Raw genomic sequence first — 23,159 nt, 5'->3', positions numbered from 1 at the left:
CTGGGCTTACCGTAGCTTCGTCCGCAGGGCAACGATGGCCGCGGCGGTCTCCTCGATCGAACGGCGTGTGACGTCAATCAAGGGCCAATTGTTCTTTGCGCAGAGGGATCGCATGTATTTGAGCTCCTCGGTGATCGTTGCGCGATCAAGGTAGTCGCGGTGATCATAGCCAGATGTCGCGCCAAGGATTCTATTTTCTCGCACCTGGGAGATGCGATCCGAACTCGCGATCAGCCCAACGACCAGCGGCCGCGTTGCGCGCAGCAAACCTTCCGGAAGCGGTACACCAGGAACAATCGGAAGATTGGCTGTCTTGATACCGCGATAGGCGAGATAAATGCTGGTGGGCGTCTTCGATGTGCGGCTGATGCCGATGATGACAACCTCGGCACTGTCATAGTCTTCCGTCGCCTGACCGTCGTCATGATCCATCGCAAAGTTGAGGGCTTCGATGCGCGCAAAATAGTCGGCGTTGAGAACGTGCTGTGCACCGACACGTCCGCGATACGTCGCGCCAAGATAGCTCTGGAACGTCTCCACGATCGGCGCCAAGACGTTGACGCACGGCAAACCGAGCTCGTGGCAACCTGCTTCGATCAGTGCCGCCAGATCCTGATCAACCAGAGTGTACAAGACAATGCCGGGCTCGCGGTCGATGGCCTCGATGAGGGATTTGACCTGCTTCTTGCTGCGGATAAGCGGGTAGACGTGCTCGATCGCATTGACGCCGCGGAACTGGGCTGTCGCAGCCCGCCCGGCAGAAATGAGCGTTTCACCCGTTGAGTCAGAAATCAGGTGGAGATGGAAGTAGCTTTTCCTGTTCTCCACGATCTTCTCCGGTACCTGTTGATAGACTGGGATAACGACAGGCTTCTGCACCCGCGCTTCGGAGGAGGCGGGAAAACCTCCGATTTGTCCACAGCGAAAGCCTGAGCGAAGATCGTTTCGCCGCATCTGTGGATAGTGTGGATAACACAATGTCACATTGGTCAGTCACCACGTCATCCACAGATGAGGAGCCATTAACATATTTCCCAGATCGTTGAATCTTCGGGTTAATTTCAGCTTCTCCACAGATTGCGGGGAAACTTGGAGAACACGAAGCGACTTGATGCGACAAATGGCGAGAAGGCTGGTCTCTGTGGACACGCTTTAATCCTTGATAGTCAGAGACTCTTAGAAATAGAAGAAGAATCTATATCTCTTTTCTTTATTTGAAGGGGCCTGAGCCTTGAGTGATTTGAACCGAAAAGTCCTCGACGTCCTCAATGGCAAGACGGTCACGCCACCGCCAATCTGGCTCATGAGACAGGCGGGGCGATATCTGCCCGAATACCGCGCCACACGTGCCCATGCCGGAAGTTTCCTTGATCTCTGTTACTCGCCGGAACTGGCAACGGAAGTCACTCTCCAACCGATCCGTCGGTATGGCTTTGATGCGGCCATCCTGTTTTCCGACATTCTGGTGATACCGGATGCTCTGAACCGTAATGTCCGTTTCACTGAGGGACACGGACCGCAGATGGATCCCATCGATGAGAGTGGAATTGCTGCTCTGAGCCCTGAGGGCATCACTGAGCATCTGAAACCAGTTATTGAAACGGTGAGCCGCCTCAGACGCGAATTGCCGACAGAGACCACCCTTCTGGGCTTTTGTGGCGCACCGTGGACGGTTGCAACATACATGATCGCAGGCCACGGTACGCCAGATCAGGCACCGGCGCGGCTTTTCGCCTATCAGTACCCTGAAGCCTTCCTGCGGCTCCTGGATTTCCTCGCCGACGTTTCCGCCGATTACCTCGTTTCGCAGATTGATGCCGGCGCTGACGCCGTGCAGATTTTCGATTCCTGGGCAGGTGTGCTTGGCGAGGTCGAGTTCGAGAAATTCAGCGTTCGTCCTGTAGCCCGCATGATCGCCTCTGTTCGTGCACGTCGCCCTAAGGCCAAGATCATCGCCTTTGCGAAGGGCGCAGGTATCTTGTTGAAGAACTACCGGCAGGCGACGGGTGCGGATGCTATTGGCCTTGATTGGTCGGTACCGCTCAGCTTTGCCGCTGAGTTACAGAAGGACGGACCTGTTCAGGGCAATCTCGATCCGATGCGCGTCGTTGCCGGTGGGCGCTCGCTTGATGAAGGGATTGATGCCATCTTGCAGGTGCTGGGTCAGGGACCATTGATTTTCAATCTCGGCCACGGGATTACGCCGCAGGCCGACCCGGAGCATGTTTCGGATCTGGTTCGTCGGGTTCGTAGCTTTGGATGAAGTGATGGAAAAGCAGACCGACGCACGCCCTGGCCAAAAGGCTGCACGAAAGGCCGTGGTTGCGCTCGTGTTCTTTGGCGTTGTTGCTGCTGGCGTGATGCTTGCGGGTCCTGATGACGCTTATCCTTGGATCAAGGCGCTGCATCTCATCGCTGTCATCTCTTGGATGGCGGGCATGCTCTATCTGCCTCGCTTGTTCATCTACCATTCTGACAGTGCTCCGGGGTCCGAGCAGGCGAGGACATTTGCCGTGATGGAGCAACGGCTTATGTCAGTGATCATGACGCCTGCCATGGTCGTGTCCTGGGTTCTGGGTCTCTATCTCGCCTGGAGTGTGTTCGGCTTTCAGGGCGGCTGGCTGCATGCCAAGCTCGCCGCTGTATTCGCGCTTTCGGGCGTCCATGGTTATTTCGCCAAGGCGGTCCGATCTTTTGGCCGGGGCGACTATGTTCGGACGCCAAGGTTCTGGCGAATTATGAATGAAGCACCAACTTTGCTGATGATCACCATTGTGATACTAGCCGTCGTCAAGCCATTCTAGTGGAGACTGGGCTTGCGGCTTAATTTCGGCCGGTGCCGGTTTTCACTTGCGGTGCAGTGGTGAAATCGCTATTTTCGCCGCACTCCCCTCTTCATGGCTTGCGTAACATTCAGTGAATTGCGGCCTTCGCAATCGTAAGAATTCCTGGCGCACGCCGTTCCTTCCCAAAACTCAATCTCTATGGTCCCCTTCATGGCTGAAATGAAGCTACAAGAACTCAAGAGCAAGTCGCCGACTGATCTCCTGACATTTGCCGAAACGCTCGAAGTCGAGAACGCGAGCACCATGCGCAAGCAGGAGCTGATGTTCGCGATCCTCAAGATGCTTGCGAGCCAGGACGTCGAGATTATCGGCGAAGGTGTCGTTGAGGTCTTGCAGGACGGCTTCGGCTTCCTTCGTTCGGCCAATGCGAATTATCTGCCGGGCCCTGATGATATCTACATTTCTCCATCGCAGATCCGTCGCTTCTCGCTGAAGACCGGTGACACGGTTGAGGGACCAATTCGTGGACCGAAGGAAGGCGAGCGCTATTTCGCGCTGCTGAAGGTCAACACAATAAACTTCGAAGATCCCGAGAAGATCCGCCACAAGGTTCATTTCGACAATCTGACGCCGCTCTACCCGAATGAGCGCTTCAAGATGGAGCTGGATGTCCCGACTTCCAAGGATCTGTCCGCACGTGTGATCGATCTGGTCGCACCGCTCGGAAAAGGCCAGCGTGGCCTGATCGTTGCGCCGCCGCGTACCGGTAAGACGGTCCTGTTGCAGAATATCGCCCATTCCATTACGGCGAACCATCCGGAATGTTATCTGATCGTTCTTCTCATCGACGAACGCCCCGAAGAAGTGACTGACATGCAGCGCTCGGTGCGTGGCGAAGTCGTTTCGTCCACCTTTGATGAACCTGCCGTACGCCATGTTCAGGTCGCCGAGATGGTTATCGAGAAGGCCAAGCGTCTGGTCGAGCATGGTCGCGACGTCGTTATTCTGCTCGATTCCATCACTCGTCTCGGACGCGCCTACAACACCGTTGTGCCGTCTTCTGGCAAGGTTCTGACCGGTGGTGTTGATGCTAACGCTCTGCAGCGCCCGAAGCGCTTCTTTGGTGCCGCACGTAATATCGAGGAAGGTGGCTCGCTGACCATTATCGCGACGGCCCTGATCGATACGGGCAGCCGTATGGACGAAGTGATCTTTGAAGAATTCAAGGGCACGGGTAACTCGGAAATCGTTCTGGACCGTAAGGTCGCCGACAAGCGCATCTTCCCGTCGATGGATATTCTGAAGTCCGGTACCCGCAAGGAAGACTTGCTGGTACCGCGCCAGGATCTGCAGAAGATCTTCGTCCTGCGCCGTATTCTCGCGCCGATGGGAACAACCGATGCGATCGAGTTCCTGATCGACAAGCTGAAGCAAACGAAGAACAATGGCGACTTCTTCGACTCGATGAACACCTGATGGAAGCCGGCCTTGCGCCGGCTCCTTTGTCAGGAGCGCTCTATTCATGACAGCAGCCCATGACACGATATTCGCCCTTGCTTCCGGTGCGCCGCCAGCGGGGGTTGCTGTCATCCGCATCAGCGGGCCGATGGCACTCGCCGCCTTGGGCACATTGATCGGCGGCGCATTACCAGAACCACGCGTGGCAGCGCTTCGGACGCTTCGCACATCCTCCGGTGATATTCTGGACAAAGGACTGGTTCTCTCCTTTCCGGGACCGCAGTCCTTCACGGGTGAGGATTGTGCTGAATTTCACCTTCACGGTGGCAAGGCAGTCATTGCCGCAGTTTTTGAACAATTAGCCGGATTCGAGGGTTTGCGACTGGCCGAAGCAGGCGAATTCTCACGCCGCGCATTCGAAAATGGAAAACTTGATCTGGTGGAAATAGAAGGTCTGGCTGACCTTCTGGCGGCTGAGACAGAAATGCAAAGGCGTCTCGCCAGTGAGCAGTCGAGTGGGCATCTTTCGGCCATCTATGAGCGCTGGCGTGAGCGCCTGATCTTTGCGCGAGCCATGATCGAAGCGGAACTCGACTTCAGCGATGAAGGCGACATCCCAGGATCTGTTTCAGATCGCATCTGGTCCGAAGTGGCGGCACTGGCCGATGAAATCGATACTGTGTTGTCGACAGCCAAAACGGGTGAGATCATTCGCGACGGATTTCGCGTGGTTTTGGCGGGAGCACCGAACGCCGGTAAATCAAGCTTGATGAACGCACTTGTGCGCCGAGACGTGGCCATCGTAACCGAAATTGCCGGAACGACACGGGACATTGTTCACTGCGAACTGGACCTCGATGGCTACAAGGTACATCTCTTTGACACTGCCGGATTACGAGAGACCGACGAGCCAGTCGAGCGTGAAGGCATACGGCGCGCCTTTGTGACGATCGCAGATGCAGACCTGGTTCTCCATCTCTCCGAGCTTGGACGGGCACCTCCGGCCGAATTGGGGCCGGTTCGAGGTGATGTCTTGACGATCTGCACCAAAGTGGATCTCGACCGACCAGGCGACACAGTAGGATACCAGAAGGGATTTGATGTTTCTCTCTCCACGGTTTCCGGTACCGGTATCGACGAATTGCGGGCTCGGATGTTGATGATTGTCAAGGAGCGGACGCGAGTCGGAAGTCTTGCAATCCCGAGCCGGTTGAGGCATGCACAACGCCTATCGGCCGCTCGTGCCAGTTTGCGCGAATGCCTGGACAAGAAGGCCCTTCCCTTGGAGCTGAAAGCAGAATTGCTGAGGCAAGCTGCCGATGAGTTGGCAAGGGTAACGGGTCGTATCGATACCGAAATGCTTTTGGGCAAAATCTTCTCCGAATTCTGTGTCGGAAAGTGATTCACGTGAAACGAGCCCAGTGAGGGTCAGTAATGAGCATTGAGCGCATTTTTGACGTTGTTGTCGTGGGCGGTGGCCATGCAGGCACCGAGGCGGCCGCTGCTGCTGCCCGCATGGGTGCGGTGACAGCCTTAGTGACCCATAGTGCAGAAAAGATCGGCACAATGTCATGCAATCCCGCCATCGGTGGCCTCGGCAAGGGGCATCTCGTTCGTGAAATCGATGCACTTGACGGGATCATGGGCCAGGCGGCGGATGCCAGTGGCATTCAATTCCGTATGCTGAATAGAAAGAAGGGTCCGGCTGTGTGGGGCCCCCGTACACAGGCAGACCGCAAGCTCTACCGAGATGCGGTGCAAACCTATCTTGCTGACTACGACAAACTGGAGATCATCGAAGCGGGTGTGGAGGGGCTTCTGCGCGACGGTTCGGTTATCCGCGGTGTTGTCTTGGCGGATGGGTCTGTCGTCCGCGCTAAGGCTGTCGTCCTAACCACTGGGACATTCCTCCGCGGTGTTATTCACATTGGTGATCAAACGATCCCTGGTGGTCGCGTTGGTGAGGCCCCTGCCCTTCGCCTGAGCGAAGACTTGGCTGCGCTCGGCCTAGAGTTGGGACGACTGAAGACAGGAACGCCTGCGCGCCTTGACGGCAAAACGATCGACTGGTCGAGGCTTGAGCGACAGGAAGCAGATTCGGAACCCGTGCCCTTCTCTCTCATGACGGAGAAGATTGCGGTGCCGCAGATCTCATGCGGAATTACGCGAACGACGATGGAAACACATCGGATCATCCGCGACAATCTCCATCGATCGGCCATGTATTCGGGGCAGATTGAGGGGGTGGGTCCGCGCTATTGTCCGTCGATCGAGGACAAGATCAGCCGCTTCGGTGAAAGAGACGGCCACCAGATTTTCCTGGAGCCGGAAGGTCTGGACGATGATACGATCTATCCGAACGGAATATCGACGTCGCTTCCTGCAGAGGTGCAGGAAGCTTTTATCCACTCCATTCCGGGGTTGGAGAAAGCCGTCATCTTGCAACCGGGATACGCGATTGAGTATGATTATGTTGATCCGCAACAACTTGACCTGACTCTGGCTGTGCGGTCAGCGACTGGACTCTACCTTGCTGGTCAGATCAACGGCACCACAGGTTACGAAGAAGCAGGCGCGCAGGGTCTGGTTGCAGGACTGAACGCCGCTTCTTACGCGTTGGATCGTGAGCCGGTCACGTTCAGCCGTACGAATGCGTATATCGGTGTCATGATTGACGATTTGACGACCCGTGGCGTGGCAGAGCCATACCGCATGTTCACGTCACGCGCCGAATACCGACTGTCCCTGCGGGCAGACAATGCCGATATGCGTCTCACACCGCTTGGGCTCGAGATCGGCTGCATAAGGCCTGCTCGATCAGAAAAATTCCATAAATATCAAAAAGATAGGCTAAATTTATATGCTCGTCTCGGTGAGTTATCTGCCTCACCGACCGAAATGAAAACCAAGGCAGTAATGGTCAACCAAGACGGTCGTCGTCGCAATGCACGAGAACTTCTGTCTTATCCAGAGCTGGGTTGGTCTGACCTTGTGAAGATTTGGCCCGACCTCAGCGACGTGGATGAAGCGCTGGCGGAACTTGTTGGAATTGATGCGCTGTACAGTACCTATCTTGATCGTCAGGCGGCCGATATACAGCGTGTTCAAGCCGAGGAAGAACGCGTTATTCCCTCGAGCTTCGACTACCATAAACTGTCAGGCCTATCGAACGAACTCAAACAGAAACTTTCGTCGCAAAGGCCAGTTCATTTAGCACAGGCAGCGAAAATCGAAGGCATGACGCCGGCAGCTGTGGCGCTGCTGGTCGCCCATCTACGTAAGGGTGTCGGTCAGCAGCAGGCCTCGTAAGGAAAATTATGCAAGAAGCTGTGGATGTTTCACGTGAAACGCAGGAAAAGCTGCACCGCTTTGTTGACCTGTTTCAGAAGTGGGCTCGAACCATAAACCTCGTTGCTCCCTCCACACTGAGCGAGGTATGGAATCGGCATGTGCGGGACTCACTCCAACTTCGTACCATCGTACCCGGTCCAGCCCGGTGGATTGACATAGGAAGCGGTGGTGGCTTCCCTGGCATCGTGATTGCAATTGCCTTGACGGAGACTGGCGAAGGCTGGGTTGATCTCGTCGAGAGCAACAAGAAAAAGTGTAGCTTTCTGCGTATGGCCTTGCTCGAAAGCCAGGCACGCGGCGCTGTTCATCCGCTACGGATCGAGGACGCAGTTTTGAAACTGGAAGCGCCAGATGTCATTTCTGCGCGTGCGCTTGCAGAATTGGACAAGCTCTTCGATTACGTCTTTCCTTGGGTCGAAAAAAACCGAAACTTGAAGCTGGTTTTTCACAAAGGGCGGGATTATCTCGCCGAAATCGAAAAAGCGCGTGGCCGGTGGCGATTCGATCTGGTAGTACATCAGAGCGTGGTAGAAGCCGATTCCGTCATACTGGAAATTTCCTCGCTCCAGCGCCTGTAAAAGGCCAACCTTCGGGTGCCATATGAATCTCGAGAAAAACCGCATCATCACTATTGCAAACCAGAAGGGTGGCGTTGGTAAAACAACGACGGCCATCAACTTGGCGACTGCGCTTGCTGCGATTGGCGAGCGCGTATTGATTGTTGACCTTGATCCGCAAGGTAATGCCAGCACTGGCCTGGGGATCGACCGACGAGACCGTCGGCTTTCTTCCTATGATGTTCTGATCGGATCTCATAAGATCTCTGAGGCCGCACTCGAAACAGCTGTTCCCAATTTATCCATCGTGCCCTCAACCATGGATTTGCTGGGATTCGAGATGGAAATCTCCCAGCACGCTGACCGCGTCTTCCGTCTCAGGCAGGCGCTAAATCTGGACGATGCGCGAGGCTATAGCTATGTTCTGCTGGATTGTCCGCCCTCATTCAATCTATTGACGATGAATGCCATGGCTGCGGCACACTCAATTCTCGTGCCCCTGCAGTGCGAATTTTTCGCGCTTGAAGGTCTCAGCCAGCTCCTGGAGACGATCAATCAGGTTCGTCAGACCGTTAATCCGACCCTCGATATTCAGGGTATCGTCCTGACGATGTTCGACTCCCGAAACAATCTGGCGCAGCAGGTCGTCAATGATGTTCGTGAGCATTTGGGGGAGAAGGTCTATGCAACCCTCATTCCTCGCAATGTTCGGGTTTCAGAAGCGCCTTCCTATGGTAAGCCCGCTATTCTATATGACCTCAAATGCGCGGGTAGCCAGGCTTATCTGCAATTGGCCTCGGAGGTCATCCAGCGCGAGCGGCAGCGTAAAGCTGCGTGATCATCTAAGACGACGAGGTAAATCGGATGAGTGAAGACATTTCGAAACGGCGCCTTGGGCGTGGTCTTGCTGCTCTTATTGGTGAGATGGACCAGCCTGTTGCTGCAGGAACGACTGCGCCGAGCGTTAGTCCAGACCGGACGATTCCGATCGAATTCGTAGCGCGCAGCGCTAAAAATCCACGCCGCTATTTTGATGAAAGCGAACTGCAGGATCTTGCAGGTTCCATCCGCCAACACGGTATCGTTCAGCCCGTCGTCGTCCGAACAGTTGGCAATGGTCGTTACGAGATTATCGCGGGCGAACGTCGGTGGCGCGCTGCGCAGCTTGCAGGGCTGGTCGAAATTCCCGTCATCGTGCGCGATGTTGATGACCGGACGGCGCTTGAGCTGGCTATCGTTGAAAACGTTCAACGTTCGGATCTCAACCCGCTGGAAGAAGCGCTTGGCTATGATCAATTGATCGCTGAGCATGGCTATACGCAGAACGATCTCGGTGAGATCATCGGTAAGAGCCGCAGCCATGTGGCGAATAGCCTTCGCCTGCTGAAACTTCCTGAACCTGTTCGGGATATGTTGGCTGAAGGATCGCTTTCCGCAGGTCATGCCCGCGCACTCGTTTCGACTCCGGATCCAGTTACACTCGCCAAAACGATTGTGAATAAGGGACTATCGGTTCGCGATGCGGAACGGATGGCACAGAACCATATCAAGGGTCAAAACAACCCTGCCGCAGCCAGTGTCCGGCCGGAAAAAGATTCGGATACGATTGCCTTGGAGCGCAGTCTCTCGGATCGTCTTGGCCTGGCCGTCAACATTAGCCACAAGGGTGACGGTGGCCAATTACGTATAAATTACAAGAGTTTGGATCAACTCGAAGAAATTTGCAGGCTGCTTGAAGACCGCTAAGTCCGGCGATTTCGTCTGCCTGCCTGTAGTGTTGTGGCAAGCAGAGTTTGAATGGCAAGATTATCTTCCAGAGCGGATCTCTGTCGGCTCTGGAGGATTGCCGCGCCGAGGCGGGAGGCTTCTCGGCTTAAATCTGCACTATTCCAGTTCCGTAACGTTTTTTCGATGATGGGCTTCCTGCGAAAATGGATACCCCGACCGAGTGTTTGCATCACCTGGGCCACTTGCTGTTGGCGTTCGTCCATTTCGAGACGCATGCTCTCCAAGAGCTGAAATTGTTTCAAGGTAGACTGCAAGACAAGAAACACGGCCGTCTTCGACGCAATAACCTTCTGAATGGCATGCAGAAAGCCGTCTGGGTCTCCTTCCAGAACGTGGTCGACAACCTCATCGGTCGAAATTGCGCTGGCGTCGCCGATGATGTCGGCGACGTGGTGTTCGTCGATCAGGGTTTCATGCATGCAGTAGAGCAGCAGTTTCTGCAGTTCATTGCGCGATGCAATCCGGTCGCCACCGATTGAATTCAGCAGCAATTCACGTGCAGCCGGCGTGATACGCAACTGGGCAGCGGAGAGTTCGTGGTCGATCAATGCGTTGAGGGCGCGGGCATCGTCCTGGTAGCAGGCAATCGCGGCAATCGTCCTCTCGGATTCGGCGATCTTGCGGAGGGCTCCTGTCTTCTTCAGATCACCCGCCTCAACCAGAAGGTAGCTGCCGTCCGGCGGGTCTTTGGCCAGGATCTGGAAGCCTTCGACAAGCGCCTTTTCATTGGCGGCGCCCTTGATCCAGACAAGCTTCTCGCCACCGAACAGACCGAGAGCATTGACCTCATCCAGCAGACGCCCCGGTTGGCCCTGCACATCCGAGGCGTCAAGCCGCACGAGTGCGAAGCCGTCATCCAGACTGACACCAGTTGCCTTGGCAATCTGATCTGCACGCTCGGAGACCAGACCCCTATCCGGTCCGTAGACCAGAAAGATCCTATAGTGTCGTGCAGACTTCTGGAGGAAGCCTTCGAACTCGTGTGATTTGACGTCGACCATGGTGCCGCTATCAGCGGCCCAGGGCCGTTGCCAGGTCGGCGTAGACCAGTTCCGCAAGCTCGCGAGCGGCACGCGTCTCCGCATCACGAACGGAGCGCAGGCGTGCGTATTCCTGCTGCGGATAGTCGAACAGCGCCACACTTTGACGACGACCGGTCTTGAGAACCGTACCGTCGGAAATCCGAGTGAGCGTAAACGACCCGATTGCAAGGGCACGACCGGAGTTCGGGCGGTCTGCCGCGCGATCCAGAAGCACACCCTCGACAGAACTCGAAACGGTGAGGTCGACGCGGTATTGCGGCGTGGTTGGCTGGGCACCGCCCCCGGTGAGGAAGATCAGCCTGTTACGGGTCTCGAGCCCAACTCTGTCCTTGGCCTCAGAGAACGCGATGGACGCGAGCGTCTGGCGCATCTGGCCATCATTGTCCAGATACAGCGGTCTTGCTTGGCAACCGGCCAGCAAAAGTGCTGCGCCGAGGAGAAGGCTGCGACGCAGCAGCTTGGAACTCTGAAAATTAGAGGACAATATTCACGATCCTTAGCGGGACGACGATGATTTTCTTAGGTGCCTGACCAGCGAGAGCTGCTTTCACCGCATCAAGGGCCAGTACCGCTTCGCTCACGGCAGTTTGGTCCGCGTCGCGGCTGATTGTCAATTCGGCTCGCTTCTTGCCATTGATTTGGATCGGAAGTGTGACCTCATTTTCAGCAACGAGAGCGTCTTCGTAAGTCGGCCATGAAGCCTGTGAAACTAGGCCTTTATTTCCAAGCGTCGTCCAGCATTCTTCCGCCAGATGCGGTGTCATTGGTGCAATCAGCTGAACCAGGATCTCCGCTGCATTGCGCAGAGCGGATTTCAGCGCGGGTTGCGCCTGTCCAGCGGCGACCGACGTCAGCGGCGCGGCAAGCGTGTTGACGAGTTCATAGATGCGAGCGATTGCCTTGTTGAAGGCCAGCTTGTCCAGGTCACCCTGAACGGCCTTGAGCGTCTTGTGGGCCGCTTGAGACACAGCGAAGCCCTCGCCCTCAAGCGCCGGCTTGCTCTCTACGGTCCTCAGCTCTTCTGCTGCCTCTGATATGAGGCGCCAGACGCGCTGAACAAAACGATGTGCCCCTTCCACACCAGATTCTGACCAGATCACATCACGATCCGGCGGCGAATCGGACAGAACAAAAAAGCGGGCGGTGTCTGCGCCGTAGGAGCCGATAATATCGTCCGGGTCGACAACATTCTTTTTCGACTTCGACATTTTCTCGATCGAACCGATCCTGGCTTCCTGCCCATTGGACAGCAAATAGGCGCGACGTTCGCCGTCGATCTCGTCGATCCTCAGGTCTGCGGGGGCGACCCATTCGCGGGTCAGGCCTTCGCCAATGCTGTAGGTCTCATGCACCACCATGCCCTGCGTGAAGAGGCCCTTGAACGGCTCCTTCACGTCCAGATGGCCTGTCTCACGCATCGCACGGGTGAAGAAGCGCGAATAGAGAAGATGCAGGATCGCGTGTTCAATGCCGCCAATGTACTGGTCGACCGGCAACCAGGTATTGGCAGCTGCCGGATCGGTCGGTTTGTCTTCCCACGGGGCGGTGAAGCGCGCGAAATACCAACTCGAATCGACGAACGTATCCATCGTGTCCGTTTCGCGACGTGCGTCCTTGCCGCAGCATGGGCAGGCGACGTGGCGCCATGTCGGATGGCGATCGAGTGGATTGCCCGGTTTGTCGAAACTGACATCGTCAGGCAGCTTGACCGGCAGATCCTGCTTCGGCACTGGAACCACACCACAGTCATCACAATGGATAACGGGGATCGGGCAACCCCAGTAGCGCTGACGGGAAATGCCCCAGTCGCGCAGACGGAAATTTACCTTGCGCTCGCCCTGAGGCATGTTCCCCAAAGTCTGTGAGGACAGGCGGTTCGCCACCTCCTCAAACGCTTCCGCGGTGGTCATTCCGTCAAGGAAGCGCGAATTGATCATCACACCGTCATCGGAAAAGGCTGTGTCGCCAATAACGAAGGTCGCAGCGTCGCCATCCTTCGGCATCACGACGGGTGTCACTGGCAGACCATACTTGCGCGCGAAGTCAAGGTCGCGCTGGTCACCGGACGGGCAGCCGAAAATCGCGCCCGTGCCATATTCCATCAGAACGAAGTTGGCGACATAGACCGGCAATTCCAGGCTGCTATCAAGCGGGTGCTTGACGCGGATACCGGTGTCGATGCCCTTTTTTTCCGCTGTTTCAAGGGCAGCAAGAGAGGTGCCGGCATGGCGGCATTCCTGGCAGAATGCATCGATTGCAGCATCGCGCGCGGAGGCTTCGCGGGCGAGGGGGTGATCGGCGGAGATTGCCAGGAAGGAGGCGCCGAACAGCGTATCCGGTCGCGTGGTGTAGACAGCGACTTCGCCTTCTGTACTGCCCGAGACGATTTCCCAGCGAACAATCATGCCTTCCGAGCGACCGATCCAGTTCTTCTGCATCAGACGAACCTTTTCCGGCCACTGGTCGAGCGTGTCGAGCGCATCGAGCAGATCCTGGCTGAAATCGGTGATCTTGAAGAACCACTGGGTCAGTTCACGCTGTTCTACCAACGCACCTGAGCGCCAGCCACGGCCATCGATGACCTGCTCGTTGGCCAGAACGGTCATGTCCTCCGGGTCCCAGTTGACCTTGGAGTTTTTGCGATAGACGAGACCCTTCTCGAGAAAATCGAGAAAGAGGTGCTGCTGGCGATGGTAATATTCAACGTCGCAGGTCGCGAACTCGCGCGACCAGTCAATCGACAGGCCCATGGATTTCAACTGGCCGCGCATCGTGGCGATGTTTTCATAAGTCCAGCCCTTGGGATGAACCTTGTTTTTCATCGCGGCGTTTTCAGCCGGCATCCCGAACGCGTCCCATCCCATCGGATGCAGGACGTTGTAACCCCGAGCGCGTTTGTAGCGCGCAACAACGTCACCCATGGCATAGTTTCGAACGTGACCCATGTGGATGCGCCCCGAAGGATAAGGGAACATTTCCAGCACGTAGTATTTCTCACGCGGATCCGAATTATCAGTCTCAAAGACCTTGTTCTCGGCCCAGTTCGCCTGCCAGCGGGGTTCGGCGTCGCGCGGATTGTAACGTTCGGTAGCCATCAGTCAAATTTCCGGGAATTGCTGCAAAAAGTGAGGCTGACCTTCATCACGAAACCGTCCAAGCGTCAAGTTTTTGAGGCTCGCAGCATGCTTTCTGCATTCATGGCTTGCCTGTCCCACCCAAGCGACTTAACCCCTTGTCGCACGATCTGGGCGATCCAGATTTAAGGTGTCGAAAAGAAAGAGATCGCGATGTCGGTTGAAGACAACTTGCTCGAGATTCGGGCGAAGATAGCCAAAGCTGCGGATGAAGCCGAGAGAGACCCGAGTTCGGTCACCCTGGTCGCTGTCTCAAAAACATTCGAAGCAGAGCATATCCGCCCCGTGATCGAGGCTGGTCAGCGCGTTTTCGGTGAGAACCGCGTTCAGGAGGCGCAATCCAAATGGCCGGCACTTCGGGAAAAGACGCCGGATATCGAATTGCATCTGATCGGGCCCCTTCAGTCTAACAAGGCTGCTGACGCCGTGGGCGTTTTCGACGTGATCGAAAGTGTCGACCGCGAAAAGATTGCGCGGGTCCTCGCCGACGAAATGAAGCGCCAGCATCGACCCTTGCCGGTCTATATCCAGGTCAATACCGGGCTTGAGCCGCAAAAAGCCGGCATCGCGCCTGATGATGTGGCGAGTTTTGTGATGCTATGCCGTGATAAACTGGGACTTCAGGTCTTGGGCTTGATGTGCATTCCGCCGGCCGAGGAAAATCCCGGACCGCATTTTGCGCTCTTGCAAAAATTGGCGGTTGAAAACGGTCTTAACCAGCTTTCGATGGGCATGTCGGCCGACTTCGAAACCGCGATCGGTTTCGGTGCAACGAGTGTTCGTGTCGGCTCCGCCCTCTTTGGAACACGCTAGAGGCATTCGACCTTCGGCATAGCGCTTTGGTCTGGCTTCCACCCCTTCCCGGCAAATCCTAGAATAGCCCTTACAGGGCTGAACCAGGCAAGGTCGGGAGGATGGCATGGGCGGCGCATATGAAGACGTATATTCTGCGTGGAAACAGGATCCGGAGGCATTCTGGGCACGGGCGGCGGAGGGGATCGAATGGTTCGAGCCACCACAGGTGACCTTCGATCCTGATGAAGGACCCTATGGCCGTTGGTTTGCAGGGGGGCGAACCAATACCTGCCACAACTGCGTTGATCGCCATATCGCCGCGGGTCGCGGCGGCGAAACTGCTGTCATCTATGACAGCCCCATGACCGGGCAGACCGCTCGCTTCACCTATGACGATGTCCTGGTCGAAGTGTCGGCCATTGCTGCGGTCTTACGCAATCACGGTGTGGGTCGCGGGGATCGGGTCATCATCTATATGCCGATGATTCCAGAAGCGGTTTTCTCGATGCTCGCCTGCGCTCGCCTCGGAGCGGTTCATTCCGTTGTGTTTGGCGGGTTTGCAGCCCATGAGCTTGCGACACGCATCAATGATTCGGGTGCCAAGGTGGTGATTGGTGCCAGTTGCGGCCTCGAACCTGGCCGGATCGTTCCCTATAAGCCGTTGCTGGATCAGGCCATCGACATGGCAAGGGTCAAACCGGACTACTGCCTCGTGCTGCAGCGGGAGCAGTACCACGCGCCTCTGCGTTACGAACACGGCGACGTCGATCTGGCGCAGGCCATCGAAGTCGAGAAGGTGAAGGGTCTCACCATTCCCCCAGTTTCGGTCGAGGCGACCGATCCGCTCTACATCCTTTACACCTCTGGCACGACGGGAGAGCCCAAGGGGGTCGTCCGGGACAATGGCGGTCATATGGTCGCCTTGAACTGGACCATGCAGAACATCTACGGAATGAAGCCCGGTGAAGTCTTCTGGGCTGCTTCCGATATCGGCTGGGTCGTTGGCCACTCCTATATCGTCTACGGGCCACTTCTGGCTGGAAATGCCACCGTTATCTTCGAGGGCAAGCCTGTCGGCACGCCCGATGCCGGCACGTTCTGGCGCGTAGTCAATGATCACGACGTCAAGGTTCTGTTCACCGCACCGACCGCCTTCCGGGCCATCCGTCGTGACGATGCAGAAGGCGAACATATCGCGCGCTACGATCTCTCAGGCCTCCGGGCACTTTTTCTGGCCGGTGAGCGCGCCGATCCCGAGACGCTGAAATGGGCTGAACGGATGCTCAAGATTCCAGTCATCGATCACTGGTGGCAAACTGAAACCGGATGGGCGATCGCGGCAAATCCTGCTGGCCTCGGCCTGCTCCCAGTGAAACACGGCTCCCCCACCAAGCCCATGCCGGGTTATGCTCTGGATGTGCTCGATGATGCCGGCCATCCCGTTCCACGTGGAACGCTTGGTAATATCGTTGCCAAACTCCCCCTGCCCCCCGGTTGCCTCGTGACCTTCTGGAACGCCGACGAACGGTTCCGGCACTCATGCCTCGACGAGTTCCCGGGCTACTACAAGACCGCGGATGCCGGGATCATCGACGAGGATGGCTATGTCTTCGTCATGGCGCGAACAGATGACATCATCAATTGTGCCGGGCACCGTCTTTCCACCGGCGCGATGGAGGAGGTCTGCGCCATGCATCCTGATGTCGCGGAATGTGCCGTCATCGGTATCGCCGACGAACTGAAGGGGCAGGTGCCTTGTGGCTTTCTTGTCTTGAAGAAGAATGTGCATCGCGATCACGCGCAGATCAGCCGCGAGATCGTACAGCTTGTGAGAGACGAAATTGGCCCCGTCGCTGCGTTCAAGATGGTCATGATCGTCGACAGGCTGCCGAAGACGCGTTCAGGCAAGATCCTGAGAGGCACGATGCAAAAGATCGCTGATGGCATGCCATGGAAAATGCCAGCGACGATCGACGACCCGGCTATTCTCGACGAGATAACAGCTGTCTTGCGGGTGCATGGTCAGATCGTGTCGGGCGAGAAAGTCGCCTGACATGAAAAAGCCCCGGCGCGCGGGGAGCCGGGGCTTGTTCAATCAGCGTGATAAAGATCAGTAGCGACCGTCGTCTTCATCTTCGTCCGTGTTGCGGGTCGACTTGAGCGACTGGAGCTTGGCGAAAACGGCGTTGGCGTCGATTTCCTTTTCCTTCTCTTCCTCGCGATCGTAACCGTAGCGGAGGTTCTCTGTGTCAGCTGCGGACTGCAAGGTGGCGCCAAGTTCGGCTGCTGTCGGAAGCGGACGGCCCTTCGATGCCTTTTCCACTTCCAGGTCGAGGTCGATCTGGCTGCAGAGGCCGAGTGTTACCGGATCCATGGGCGCGAGGTTGGCGGAGTTCCAGTGCGTGCGCTCGCGGATCTGTTCAATGGTCGACTTGGTCGTGCCGACAAGGCGCGAAATCTGCGCGTCCTTCAGTTCCGGATGGTTTCGAACCAGCCAGAGGATCGCGTTCGGACGATCCTGGCGCTTGGAAACCGGCGTGTAGCGCGGGCCGCGACGCTTGGAGTCGGGAACGCGCACCTTCGGCTCGGAAATCTTGAGCTTGTAGTGGATGTCCTTTTCGCCGCGGACGATTTCGTCGCGCGAAAGCTGACCGGTCGCGATCGGGTCCAGGCCCTTGATGCCCTGCGCCGCTTCACCATCGGCAATCGCCTTGACTTCAAGCGGGTGCAATTTGCAGAACTGCGCGATCTGGTCGAATGACAGCGCGGTGTTGTCTACGAGCCAAACGGCAGTCGCCTTCGGCATGAGCAGAGTCTGGGCCATGGATACAATCCTTCTGAGGTCCGCGCCGGTTGTCGCGAGCCGTGGGTTTAAACCACTATTTCCGGGAATTCGGCGTCCTTATAGCCATAATGTAACGAAATTGCAATTCGCGAAGTCGCGAATGACCTTTGTCTAATTGCTGGCGAAGTTTCACCTGCTATGTATGTCGGCGATTGGCCGGGGAGGACGGTCCTGGTCGCCAGTGATGGCCCGTCAACATGAGGAGGAGTTCATGTCAGCCAAAACCTATCCGGTGCTGAAATCGGCAAAAGTTCGCGCGCTGATCGACGATGACAAATACCAGAAGTGGTATCAGGAGAGCATCGACGATCCCGACAAGTTCTGGGGCAAGCACGGTAAGCGCATCGACTGGTTCAAGCCCTATACCAAGGTGAAGAACACGTCGTTCAAGGGAAAGGTCCCGATCAAGTGGTTCGAGGACGGCCTGACAAATGTCTCCTACAATTGCATTGACCGCCACCTCAAGACCCATGGCGAACGCACGGCGATCATCTGGGAAGGCGACAACCCCTACATCGACAAGAAGATCACCTACAACGAGCTTTATGACCATGTCTGCCGGATGGCGAATGTTCTGAAGAAGCATGGCGTGAAGAAGGGTGACCGCGTCACGATCTACATGCCGATGATCCCGGAGGCCGCTTATGCGATGCTGGCCTGCGCGCGTATCGGCGCCGTGCATTCCGTCGTTTTCGGCGGCTTCTCTCCCGAAGCGCTGGCAGGCCGGATCGTCGACTGTGAATCGACCTTTGTGATCACCTGTGACGAGGGTGTTCGTGGTGGCAAGCCGGTGCCACTGAAGGAAAACACCGACATTGCGATCGACATCGCTGCCAAGCAGTATGTCATCGTCAACAAGGTTCTCGTGGTTCGCCGCACCGGCGGCAAGATCGGCTGGGCACCGGGCCGTGATATCTGGCACCACCAGGAAGTTCACACCGTCAAGGCGGATTGCCCACCGGTGAAGATGAAAGCGGAAGATCCGTTGTTCATCCTCTATACGTCGGGTTCAACCGGCAAGCCGAAAGGCGTGATGCACACGACCGGGGGATATCTCGTCTATGCCTCGATGACGCATGAATATGTCTTCGATTATCACGACGGAGATATCTACTGGTGCACGGCGGATGTCGGTTGGGTTACCGGGCACTCCTACATCGTCTATGGTCCGCTCGCGAACTGCGCGACCACGCTGATGTTCGAAGGCATTCCGACCTTCCCTGACCAGGGTCGTTTCTGGGAAGTGATCGAGAAGCACAAGGTCAACATCTTCTACACAGCTCCCACGGCGATCCGCTCGCTGATGGGCGCTGGCGACGAGTTCGTCAAACGTTCAGACCGGTCATCGCTCCGGCTGCTTGGCTCTGTTGGCGAGCCGATCAATCCGGAAGCCTGGGAGTGGTACTACAACGTCGTTGGCGAACAGCAGTCGCCAGTCGTCGACACGTGGTGGCAGACGGAGACGGGCGGCATCATGATCACACCGCTGCCGGGGGCCACGCCGCTGAAGCCAGGTTCTGCCACGCGGCCGTTTTTTGGCGTCAAGCCGGAACTGGTCGACAACGAGGGGAATGTCCTTGAGGGCGCTACGGACGGCAATCTGTGCATTACCGAAAGCTGGCCCGGCCAGGCCCGGTCCGTCTATGGCGATCATGATCGCTATGTGCAGACCTATTTCTCCACCTACAAGGGCAAGTACTTCACCGGCGACGGCTGCCGTCGGGACGAGGACGGCTACTACTGGATTACCGGACGCGTGGACGACGTCCTCAACGTCTCCGGGCATCGTCTCGGAACTGCGGAAGTCGAGTCGGCACTTGTCTCTCACCATCTTGTGTCTGAAGCGGCCGTGGTGGGCTATCCGCACAATATCAAGGGCCAGGGAATCTATTGCTATGTCACCTTGATGTCGGGACATGAGGGTAATGATGCTCTGCGAACCGACTTGCTGAAGCATGTTCGCACCGAAATCGGCCCGATCGCCACGCCTGACAAAATCCAGTTTGCGCCGGGCTTGCCGAAGACTCGCTCGGGCAAGATCATGCGGCGCATTCTCCGCAAGATTGCCGAAAACGACTTCGGCGCACTCGGCGACACCTCGACGCTTGCCGATCCTGCCGTTGTCGATGACCTGATCGCCAATCGCCAGAACAAGGGCAGCTGATGGCGGCCTTCTCGTCCTGCCAGGAAACAAGAGAGGGGCTCCCAATGGGAGCCCCTCTCTTGTTCGCGCCCTAATCATCCGGGCATAGCCGCTTCCGCTTGACTCGCCCTTGATACGGCTCAACCAGACCGATCTGCAGCAAGAGATCTGCTGGTTGGGTGCCATCTTCGAGGGTCAGATCAGCAACGACACGTCCGAAGTATTTGTCGCCTGTGATGGACGTGAGTGTCACGCTGCGTTGCCCTTCCATCAAGGTTGCCAGCTTATCCTTCGCTCTTTCTGCGGCCAGGCGAAAGCTTGGACATTCAGATTTCAGCTCTGGGGCGTCGATGCCGCGTAGTCGCACATAGGTATCAATGCGGTGATCGGGCCAAGGCATGGCCTGGACCAAGACTGTATCTCCGTCGACAACCCTGACGACCTCTGCCTGAACAGGTCCTTTGATTGCGCGCGTCGCGGCGTTTGCTGTGCCATTGGACAGCATGAGGAAGATTATCGCAGCACTTGTTGTCTTGCGGAACATAAGAGGAACATATTCCGCATTGGCCGCCTTATCAATAGGGATTTATTCCTCTCAAAAGTCGATAGCACGACCTTTGATTTCCCAATCACCAAATCGTGCGGGGTCCGCGCCGCCTCGACCACCCAATTCGGTGGGAGGTTGATTGACTGGCGCATGTTTCCGTCTCTCTTCGGCCTCGGCCAGGGCACGTTTTGCCGCCGGAGTCAGTTCGCGCGGTTCCTCGTGCGGTGCTGCTGCTTCTTCATGATCGTCTGACATGCTACGGTCCTCGCGGCGAGTTTTGAGGTGTATCCATTGAAATTGGGTGGCTCGCTTTTTAAATCAACAGTCGAAAACGGCAACAGACACATTGTAGCGCCGCGACTGAGGAGCAAGACATGAACACCATGCGTACAGCGATGTTGCTTGCCTTCATGACCGCCCTTTTCATGGGGGTTGGTTTCCTGATCGGTGGCCGCGGCGGCATGATGATCGCCTTTGTCGCTGCGGCGGCAATGAATTTCTTTTCCTACTGGAATTCCGACAAGATGGTGCTGCGGTCATACCATGCGCAGGAGGTCGACGAACGGACGGCGCCGGAGTTCTATGTCATGGTTCGCGACCTTGCCCGCAATGCGGGTTTGCCGATGCCGAAGGTCTATGTATTCGACAGCCCCCAGCCGAATGCTTTTGCAACAGGGCGTAATCCGGAAAATGCCGCCGTCGCCGCATCGACGGGTCTTCTCCAGCGTCTGACGCCGGAAGAGGTGGCAGGCGTCATGGCACATGAGCTCGCCCATATTGAAAATGGTGACACGCTGACCATGACGATTACGGCAACGCTGGCCGGTGCGATTTCCATGCTGTCGAATATTGCCTTCCTGTTCTCTGGTGGCCGCGACAACCGCAACAATCCGCTTGGAGTGATTGGTGTTATTGTCGCGATGATCGTAGCGCCTCTGGCAGCGACGCTCGTACAAATGGCAATCAGCCGGACGCGGGAATATGCTGCCGATCGACGCGGTGCCGAGATCTGCGGTCAACCGAGGTGGCTGGCCTCCGCCTTGCAGAAAATTGCCGGCGATGCGTCGCGGATCGAAAATGTGGATGCGGAGCGCAATCCGGCGACTGCCCATATGTTCATCATCAATCCGCTCAACGGGCAGCGCATGGACAATCTGTTTTCCACGCATCCGGATACGCGCAATCGTGTCGAAGCCCTGCTTGCGATGAACGACATTGGCCCAAAGGGCTCGACGCCGGCGGAACCCACTGCTAAGGCGACGCGCCGAGCGCAGTCCGTTCCCAAAACAGGTTGGGGCCGCGGAAATTCCTCACCGCCCCAAGGACCATGGTCTTGACCGATAATCATAAGAACAAGCCTAAGACCAACGCGTACCGGGGACGGCCCGTCGAACGAGAGCATAAGCCAGGTCTCGACGCCCGCATCGCGGCAAGCCGGATGATGGCCGCAGTTATCGATCGCAAGACTTCTCTCGATGGCTTGCTCGATTCAGAACATGGTAATCCGGCGTTTCTCGCGCTCAATGAAGCGGACAGGGCGCTGGTTAAGGCGATCCTGCAAAGTGCGCTTCGCCATCTGCCCCGCATCGAGTCCATCCTGGCGAGCCTGCTCGCATCGCCGCTGCCGGATGGTGCGCGCGCTCTGCATCATCTGCTGATCATCGCGGCGGCGCAGATGCTTTATCTCGACATTCCCGATCACTCCGCCGTCGATCTTGCTGTCGAGCAGGCCAATCGCGATCCCCGCAGCCGTCGCTTCGCCAAGCTTGTGAATGCGCTCCTGCGCCGGATCGGGCGCGAGAAGGATGAACTTCTGGCGGCCGTATCCGATCTCCCTTGTATTCCAGACTGGTTCATGGCGCGGTTGACTGAAATCTACGGTGCCGAGCAGGCGCGGTTGATTGCAGACGCGCAGCTTGAGCCGCCCTCCATTGATCTCACCGTCAAGGCGGAACCGGAAGTTTGGGCTGAGAGACTCGGCGGAACTGTGCTTCCGGGCGGAACGGTCCGGCTCGACCGTTTCAAAGGCTCGGTGACGACGCTTCAAGGCTTCGAAGAAGGCGCCTGGTGGGTGCAGGACATGGCGGCTGCCATTCCGGTCAAGCTCTTCGGTGATCTGACGGGCAAACGGGCCGCCGACCTCTGTGCAGCCCCTGGCGGCAAGACGGCTCAGATGATCCTGGCTGGCGCCGATGTGACAGCTGTCGAGCAATCGAAGTCACGCCTGGAGCGACTGCAATCCAATCTCGCCCGCCTCGGCTTTGAAGCGAAGACGCTTTACACGAATTTGTTGGAACTGCGGGACGCAGAGGGCTTCGATGCAATCCTGCTCGATGCGCCCTGCTCTTCTACCGGTACAACGCGTCGTCATCCGGACGTTTTGTGGACGAAGGATGATGCTGACATTTCCAAGCTCGCAGGCGTCCAGGAACGGCTTTTGCGTCATGCGGTCACGCAATTGAAGCCCGGCGGCAAGCTGGTCTTCTCCAATTGCTCCCTTGACCCACGCGAGGGGGAAGAGCTCGTAGACCGTGTCCTGGCAGATCACCCGGACCTCGTGCTCGATCCTGTGCAGGCTGACAACTGGCCCGGCCTTGAGGCTGCGGTCACAGCGCGCGGCGAATTCCGCACGACGCCCGCGATGTTGCGTGACGCTGGCGGGTTGGATGGCTTCTACGCTTGCGTACTCGCTAAAATTTAACGAATGCTGCA

Annotated in this window: 20 protein-coding genes; 13 read left to right on the top strand and 7 right to left on the bottom strand. The window is 57.0% G+C overall.

The genetic code is table 11. The annotated features are described in order from the left end of the window. Window positions 1–6 precede the first annotated feature (6 nt). The gene (locus tag IP76_RS15980) at window positions 7–828 is read right to left on the bottom strand and encodes a pyruvate, water dikinase regulatory protein (protein ID WP_054159282.1); all 822 of its coding nucleotides are present in this window, start codon (window positions 826–828) and stop codon (window positions 7–9) included. 403 nt (window positions 829–1,231) lie between these two features. On the opposite strand from IP76_RS15980, the gene hemE reads away from it, so the two are divergent. The 8 genes from hemE to IP76_RS15940 all read left to right on the top strand — a co-directional run bounded on the left by hemE (window position 1,232) and on the right by IP76_RS15940 (window position 9,898). Next, entirely contained in the window at window positions 1,232–2,263 is a 1,032-nt protein-coding gene (gene hemE / locus IP76_RS15975) for a uroporphyrinogen decarboxylase (protein WP_054159217.1), read from the top strand. A 4-nt stretch (window positions 2,264–2,267) separates the two neighbouring features. Then, a complete protein-coding gene (gene hemJ / locus IP76_RS15970) occupies window positions 2,268–2,804 on the top strand; it encodes a protoporphyrinogen oxidase HemJ (RefSeq protein WP_054159216.1) in 537 nt (178 codons plus the stop codon). A 192-nt stretch (window positions 2,805–2,996) separates the two neighbouring features. Next, the gene (rho, locus tag IP76_RS15965; RefSeq protein WP_156318605.1) at window positions 2,997–4,262 is read left to right on the top strand and encodes a transcription termination factor Rho; all 1,266 of its coding nucleotides are present in this window, start codon (window positions 2,997–2,999) and stop codon (window positions 4,260–4,262) included. A 46-nt stretch (window positions 4,263–4,308) separates the two neighbouring features. Then, window positions 4,309–5,646: a tRNA uridine-5-carboxymethylaminomethyl(34) synthesis GTPase MnmE gene (gene mnmE / locus IP76_RS15960; protein WP_054159215.1), complete on the top strand. Its 1,338-nt coding sequence runs from the start codon at window positions 4,309–4,311 to the stop codon at window positions 5,644–5,646. Between the two features lie 32 nt (window positions 5,647–5,678). Next, complete coding sequence (gene mnmG, locus IP76_RS15955) at window positions 5,679–7,553, top strand: tRNA uridine-5-carboxymethylaminomethyl(34) synthesis enzyme MnmG (protein ID WP_054159214.1); 1,875 nt, start codon at window positions 5,679–5,681, stop codon at window positions 7,551–7,553. An 8-nt stretch (window positions 7,554–7,561) separates the two neighbouring features. Next, window positions 7,562–8,173 carry a 16S rRNA (guanine(527)-N(7))-methyltransferase RsmG gene (rsmG, locus tag IP76_RS15950; RefSeq protein WP_054159213.1) on the top strand — a complete coding sequence of 204 codons (612 nt, stop codon included), beginning with the start codon at window positions 7,562–7,564 and terminating at the stop codon, window positions 8,171–8,173. Window positions 8,174–8,195: 22 nt separating this feature from the next. Continuing rightward, the gene (locus IP76_RS15945; protein ID WP_054159212.1) at window positions 8,196–8,990 is read left to right on the top strand and encodes a ParA family protein; all 795 of its coding nucleotides are present in this window, start codon (window positions 8,196–8,198) and stop codon (window positions 8,988–8,990) included. A 26-nt stretch (window positions 8,991–9,016) separates the two neighbouring features. Beyond that, complete coding sequence (locus tag IP76_RS15940) at window positions 9,017–9,898, top strand: ParB/RepB/Spo0J family partition protein (protein WP_054159211.1); 882 nt, start codon at window positions 9,017–9,019, stop codon at window positions 9,896–9,898. Here IP76_RS15940 and holA read toward each other — a convergent pair. The 3 genes from holA to leuS are packed head-to-tail and all read right to left on the bottom strand — an operon-like array spanning window position 9,895 to window position 14,078. Beyond that, entirely contained in the window at window positions 9,895–10,941 is a 1,047-nt protein-coding gene (gene holA / locus IP76_RS15935; protein ID WP_054159210.1) for a DNA polymerase III subunit delta, read from the bottom strand. The two genes, IP76_RS15940 and holA, sit on opposite strands and share 4 nt — an antisense overlap. Before the next feature lie 10 nt (window positions 10,942–10,951). Then, window positions 10,952–11,467 (bottom strand): hypothetical protein, encoded by a 516-nt coding sequence (locus tag IP76_RS15930; protein WP_054159209.1) that lies wholly within the window; start codon window positions 11,465–11,467, stop codon window positions 10,952–10,954. Beyond that, window positions 11,457–14,078, bottom strand: coding sequence for a leucine--tRNA ligase (gene leuS / locus IP76_RS15925; protein ID WP_054159208.1), 2,622 nt, complete (start codon window positions 14,076–14,078; stop codon window positions 11,457–11,459). The genes IP76_RS15930 and leuS overlap by 11 nt, the downstream gene beginning before the upstream one ends. Before the next feature lie 192 nt (window positions 14,079–14,270). Between leuS and IP76_RS15920 the strand changes: the two genes are divergently transcribed. Further along, window positions 14,271–14,930, top strand: a complete 660-nt coding sequence (locus IP76_RS15920) for a YggS family pyridoxal phosphate-dependent enzyme (protein ID WP_054159207.1) — start codon at window positions 14,271–14,273, stop codon at window positions 14,928–14,930. A gap of 106 nt (window positions 14,931–15,036) precedes the next feature. Continuing rightward, window positions 15,037–16,965, top strand: coding sequence for a propionyl-CoA synthetase (locus IP76_RS15915; protein WP_054159206.1), 1,929 nt, complete (start codon window positions 15,037–15,039; stop codon window positions 16,963–16,965). 57 nt (window positions 16,966–17,022) lie between these two features. Here the strand turns inward: IP76_RS15915 and IP76_RS15910 are convergent, their stop codons facing one another. Then, window positions 17,023–17,736 (bottom strand): DUF1013 domain-containing protein, encoded by a 714-nt coding sequence (locus IP76_RS15910; protein WP_054159205.1) that lies wholly within the window; start codon window positions 17,734–17,736, stop codon window positions 17,023–17,025. A gap of 232 nt (window positions 17,737–17,968) precedes the next feature. Here IP76_RS15910 and acs point away from each other — a divergent pair, with 232 nt between their 5' ends. Continuing rightward, window positions 17,969–19,921, top strand: a complete 1,953-nt coding sequence (acs, locus tag IP76_RS15905; protein ID WP_054159280.1) for an acetate--CoA ligase — start codon at window positions 17,969–17,971, stop codon at window positions 19,919–19,921. A gap of 70 nt (window positions 19,922–19,991) precedes the next feature. On the opposite strand, the gene IP76_RS15900 is transcribed toward acs, so the two are convergent. Beyond that, entirely contained in the window at window positions 19,992–20,444 is a 453-nt protein-coding gene (locus tag IP76_RS15900; RefSeq protein WP_054159204.1) for a thermonuclease family protein, read from the bottom strand. Between the two features lie 51 nt (window positions 20,445–20,495). Continuing rightward, window positions 20,496–20,702, bottom strand: coding sequence for a DUF1674 domain-containing protein (locus IP76_RS15895; protein ID WP_054159203.1), 207 nt, complete (start codon window positions 20,700–20,702; stop codon window positions 20,496–20,498). A 119-nt stretch (window positions 20,703–20,821) separates the two neighbouring features. Between IP76_RS15895 and htpX the strand changes: the two genes are divergently transcribed. Further along, window positions 20,822–21,784 (top strand): zinc metalloprotease HtpX, encoded by a 963-nt coding sequence (htpX, locus tag IP76_RS15890; RefSeq protein ID WP_054159202.1) that lies wholly within the window; start codon window positions 20,822–20,824, stop codon window positions 21,782–21,784. Next, window positions 21,775–23,148, top strand: coding sequence for an RsmB/NOP family class I SAM-dependent RNA methyltransferase (locus IP76_RS15885; protein ID WP_054159201.1), 1,374 nt, complete (start codon window positions 21,775–21,777; stop codon window positions 23,146–23,148). The genes htpX and IP76_RS15885 overlap by 10 nt, the downstream gene beginning before the upstream one ends. Window positions 23,149–23,159 lie beyond the last annotated feature (11 nt).

It is taken from the genome of Rhizobium sp. AAP43 (assembly GCF_001296045.1).
Taxonomy (GTDB): Bacteria; Pseudomonadota; Alphaproteobacteria; order Rhizobiales; family Rhizobiaceae; genus Allorhizobium.
The sequence above is the reverse complement of the archived record's forward strand: the minus strand, read 5'-3'. Positions and strand labels throughout refer to the sequence as shown.

Excerpts from the sequence above, each read along its gene's own strand:
- hemJ (WP_054159216.1), top strand. The coding sequence starts at position 2,268 with ATGGAAAAGCAGACCGACGCACGCCCTGGCCAAAAGGCTGCACGAAAG.
- rho (WP_156318605.1), top strand. The coding sequence starts at position 2,997 with ATGGCTGAAATGAAGCTACAAGAACTCAAGAGCAAGTCGCCGACTGAT.
- mnmE (WP_054159215.1), top strand. The coding sequence starts at position 4,309 with ATGACAGCAGCCCATGACACGATATTCGCCCTTGCTTCCGGTGCGCCG.
- mnmG (WP_054159214.1), top strand. The coding sequence starts at position 5,679 with ATGAGCATTGAGCGCATTTTTGACGTTGTTGTCGTGGGCGGTGGCCAT.
- rsmG (WP_054159213.1), top strand. The coding sequence starts at position 7,562 with ATGCAAGAAGCTGTGGATGTTTCACGTGAAACGCAGGAAAAGCTGCAC.
- IP76_RS15945 (WP_054159212.1), top strand. The coding sequence starts at position 8,196 with ATGAATCTCGAGAAAAACCGCATCATCACTATTGCAAACCAGAAGGGT.
- IP76_RS15940 (WP_054159211.1), top strand. The coding sequence starts at position 9,017 with ATGAGTGAAGACATTTCGAAACGGCGCCTTGGGCGTGGTCTTGCTGCT.
- holA (WP_054159210.1), bottom strand. The coding sequence starts at position 10,941 with ATGGTCGACGTCAAATCACACGAGTTCGAAGGCTTCCTCCAGAAGTCT.
- leuS (WP_054159208.1), bottom strand. The coding sequence starts at position 14,078 with ATGGCTACCGAACGTTACAATCCGCGCGACGCCGAACCCCGCTGGCAG.
- IP76_RS15920 (WP_054159207.1), top strand. The coding sequence starts at position 14,271 with ATGTCGGTTGAAGACAACTTGCTCGAGATTCGGGCGAAGATAGCCAAA.
- IP76_RS15915 (WP_054159206.1), top strand. The coding sequence starts at position 15,037 with ATGGGCGGCGCATATGAAGACGTATATTCTGCGTGGAAACAGGATCCG.
- IP76_RS15910 (WP_054159205.1), bottom strand. The coding sequence starts at position 17,736 with ATGGCCCAGACTCTGCTCATGCCGAAGGCGACTGCCGTTTGGCTCGTA.
- acs (WP_054159280.1), top strand. The coding sequence starts at position 17,969 with ATGTCAGCCAAAACCTATCCGGTGCTGAAATCGGCAAAAGTTCGCGCG.
- IP76_RS15900 (WP_054159204.1), bottom strand. The coding sequence starts at position 20,444 with ATGTTCCGCAAGACAACAAGTGCTGCGATAATCTTCCTCATGCTGTCC.
- IP76_RS15895 (WP_054159203.1), bottom strand. The coding sequence starts at position 20,702 with ATGTCAGACGATCATGAAGAAGCAGCAGCACCGCACGAGGAACCGCGC.
- htpX (WP_054159202.1), top strand. The coding sequence starts at position 20,822 with ATGAACACCATGCGTACAGCGATGTTGCTTGCCTTCATGACCGCCCTT.
- IP76_RS15885 (WP_054159201.1), top strand. The coding sequence starts at position 21,775 with ATGGTCTTGACCGATAATCATAAGAACAAGCCTAAGACCAACGCGTAC.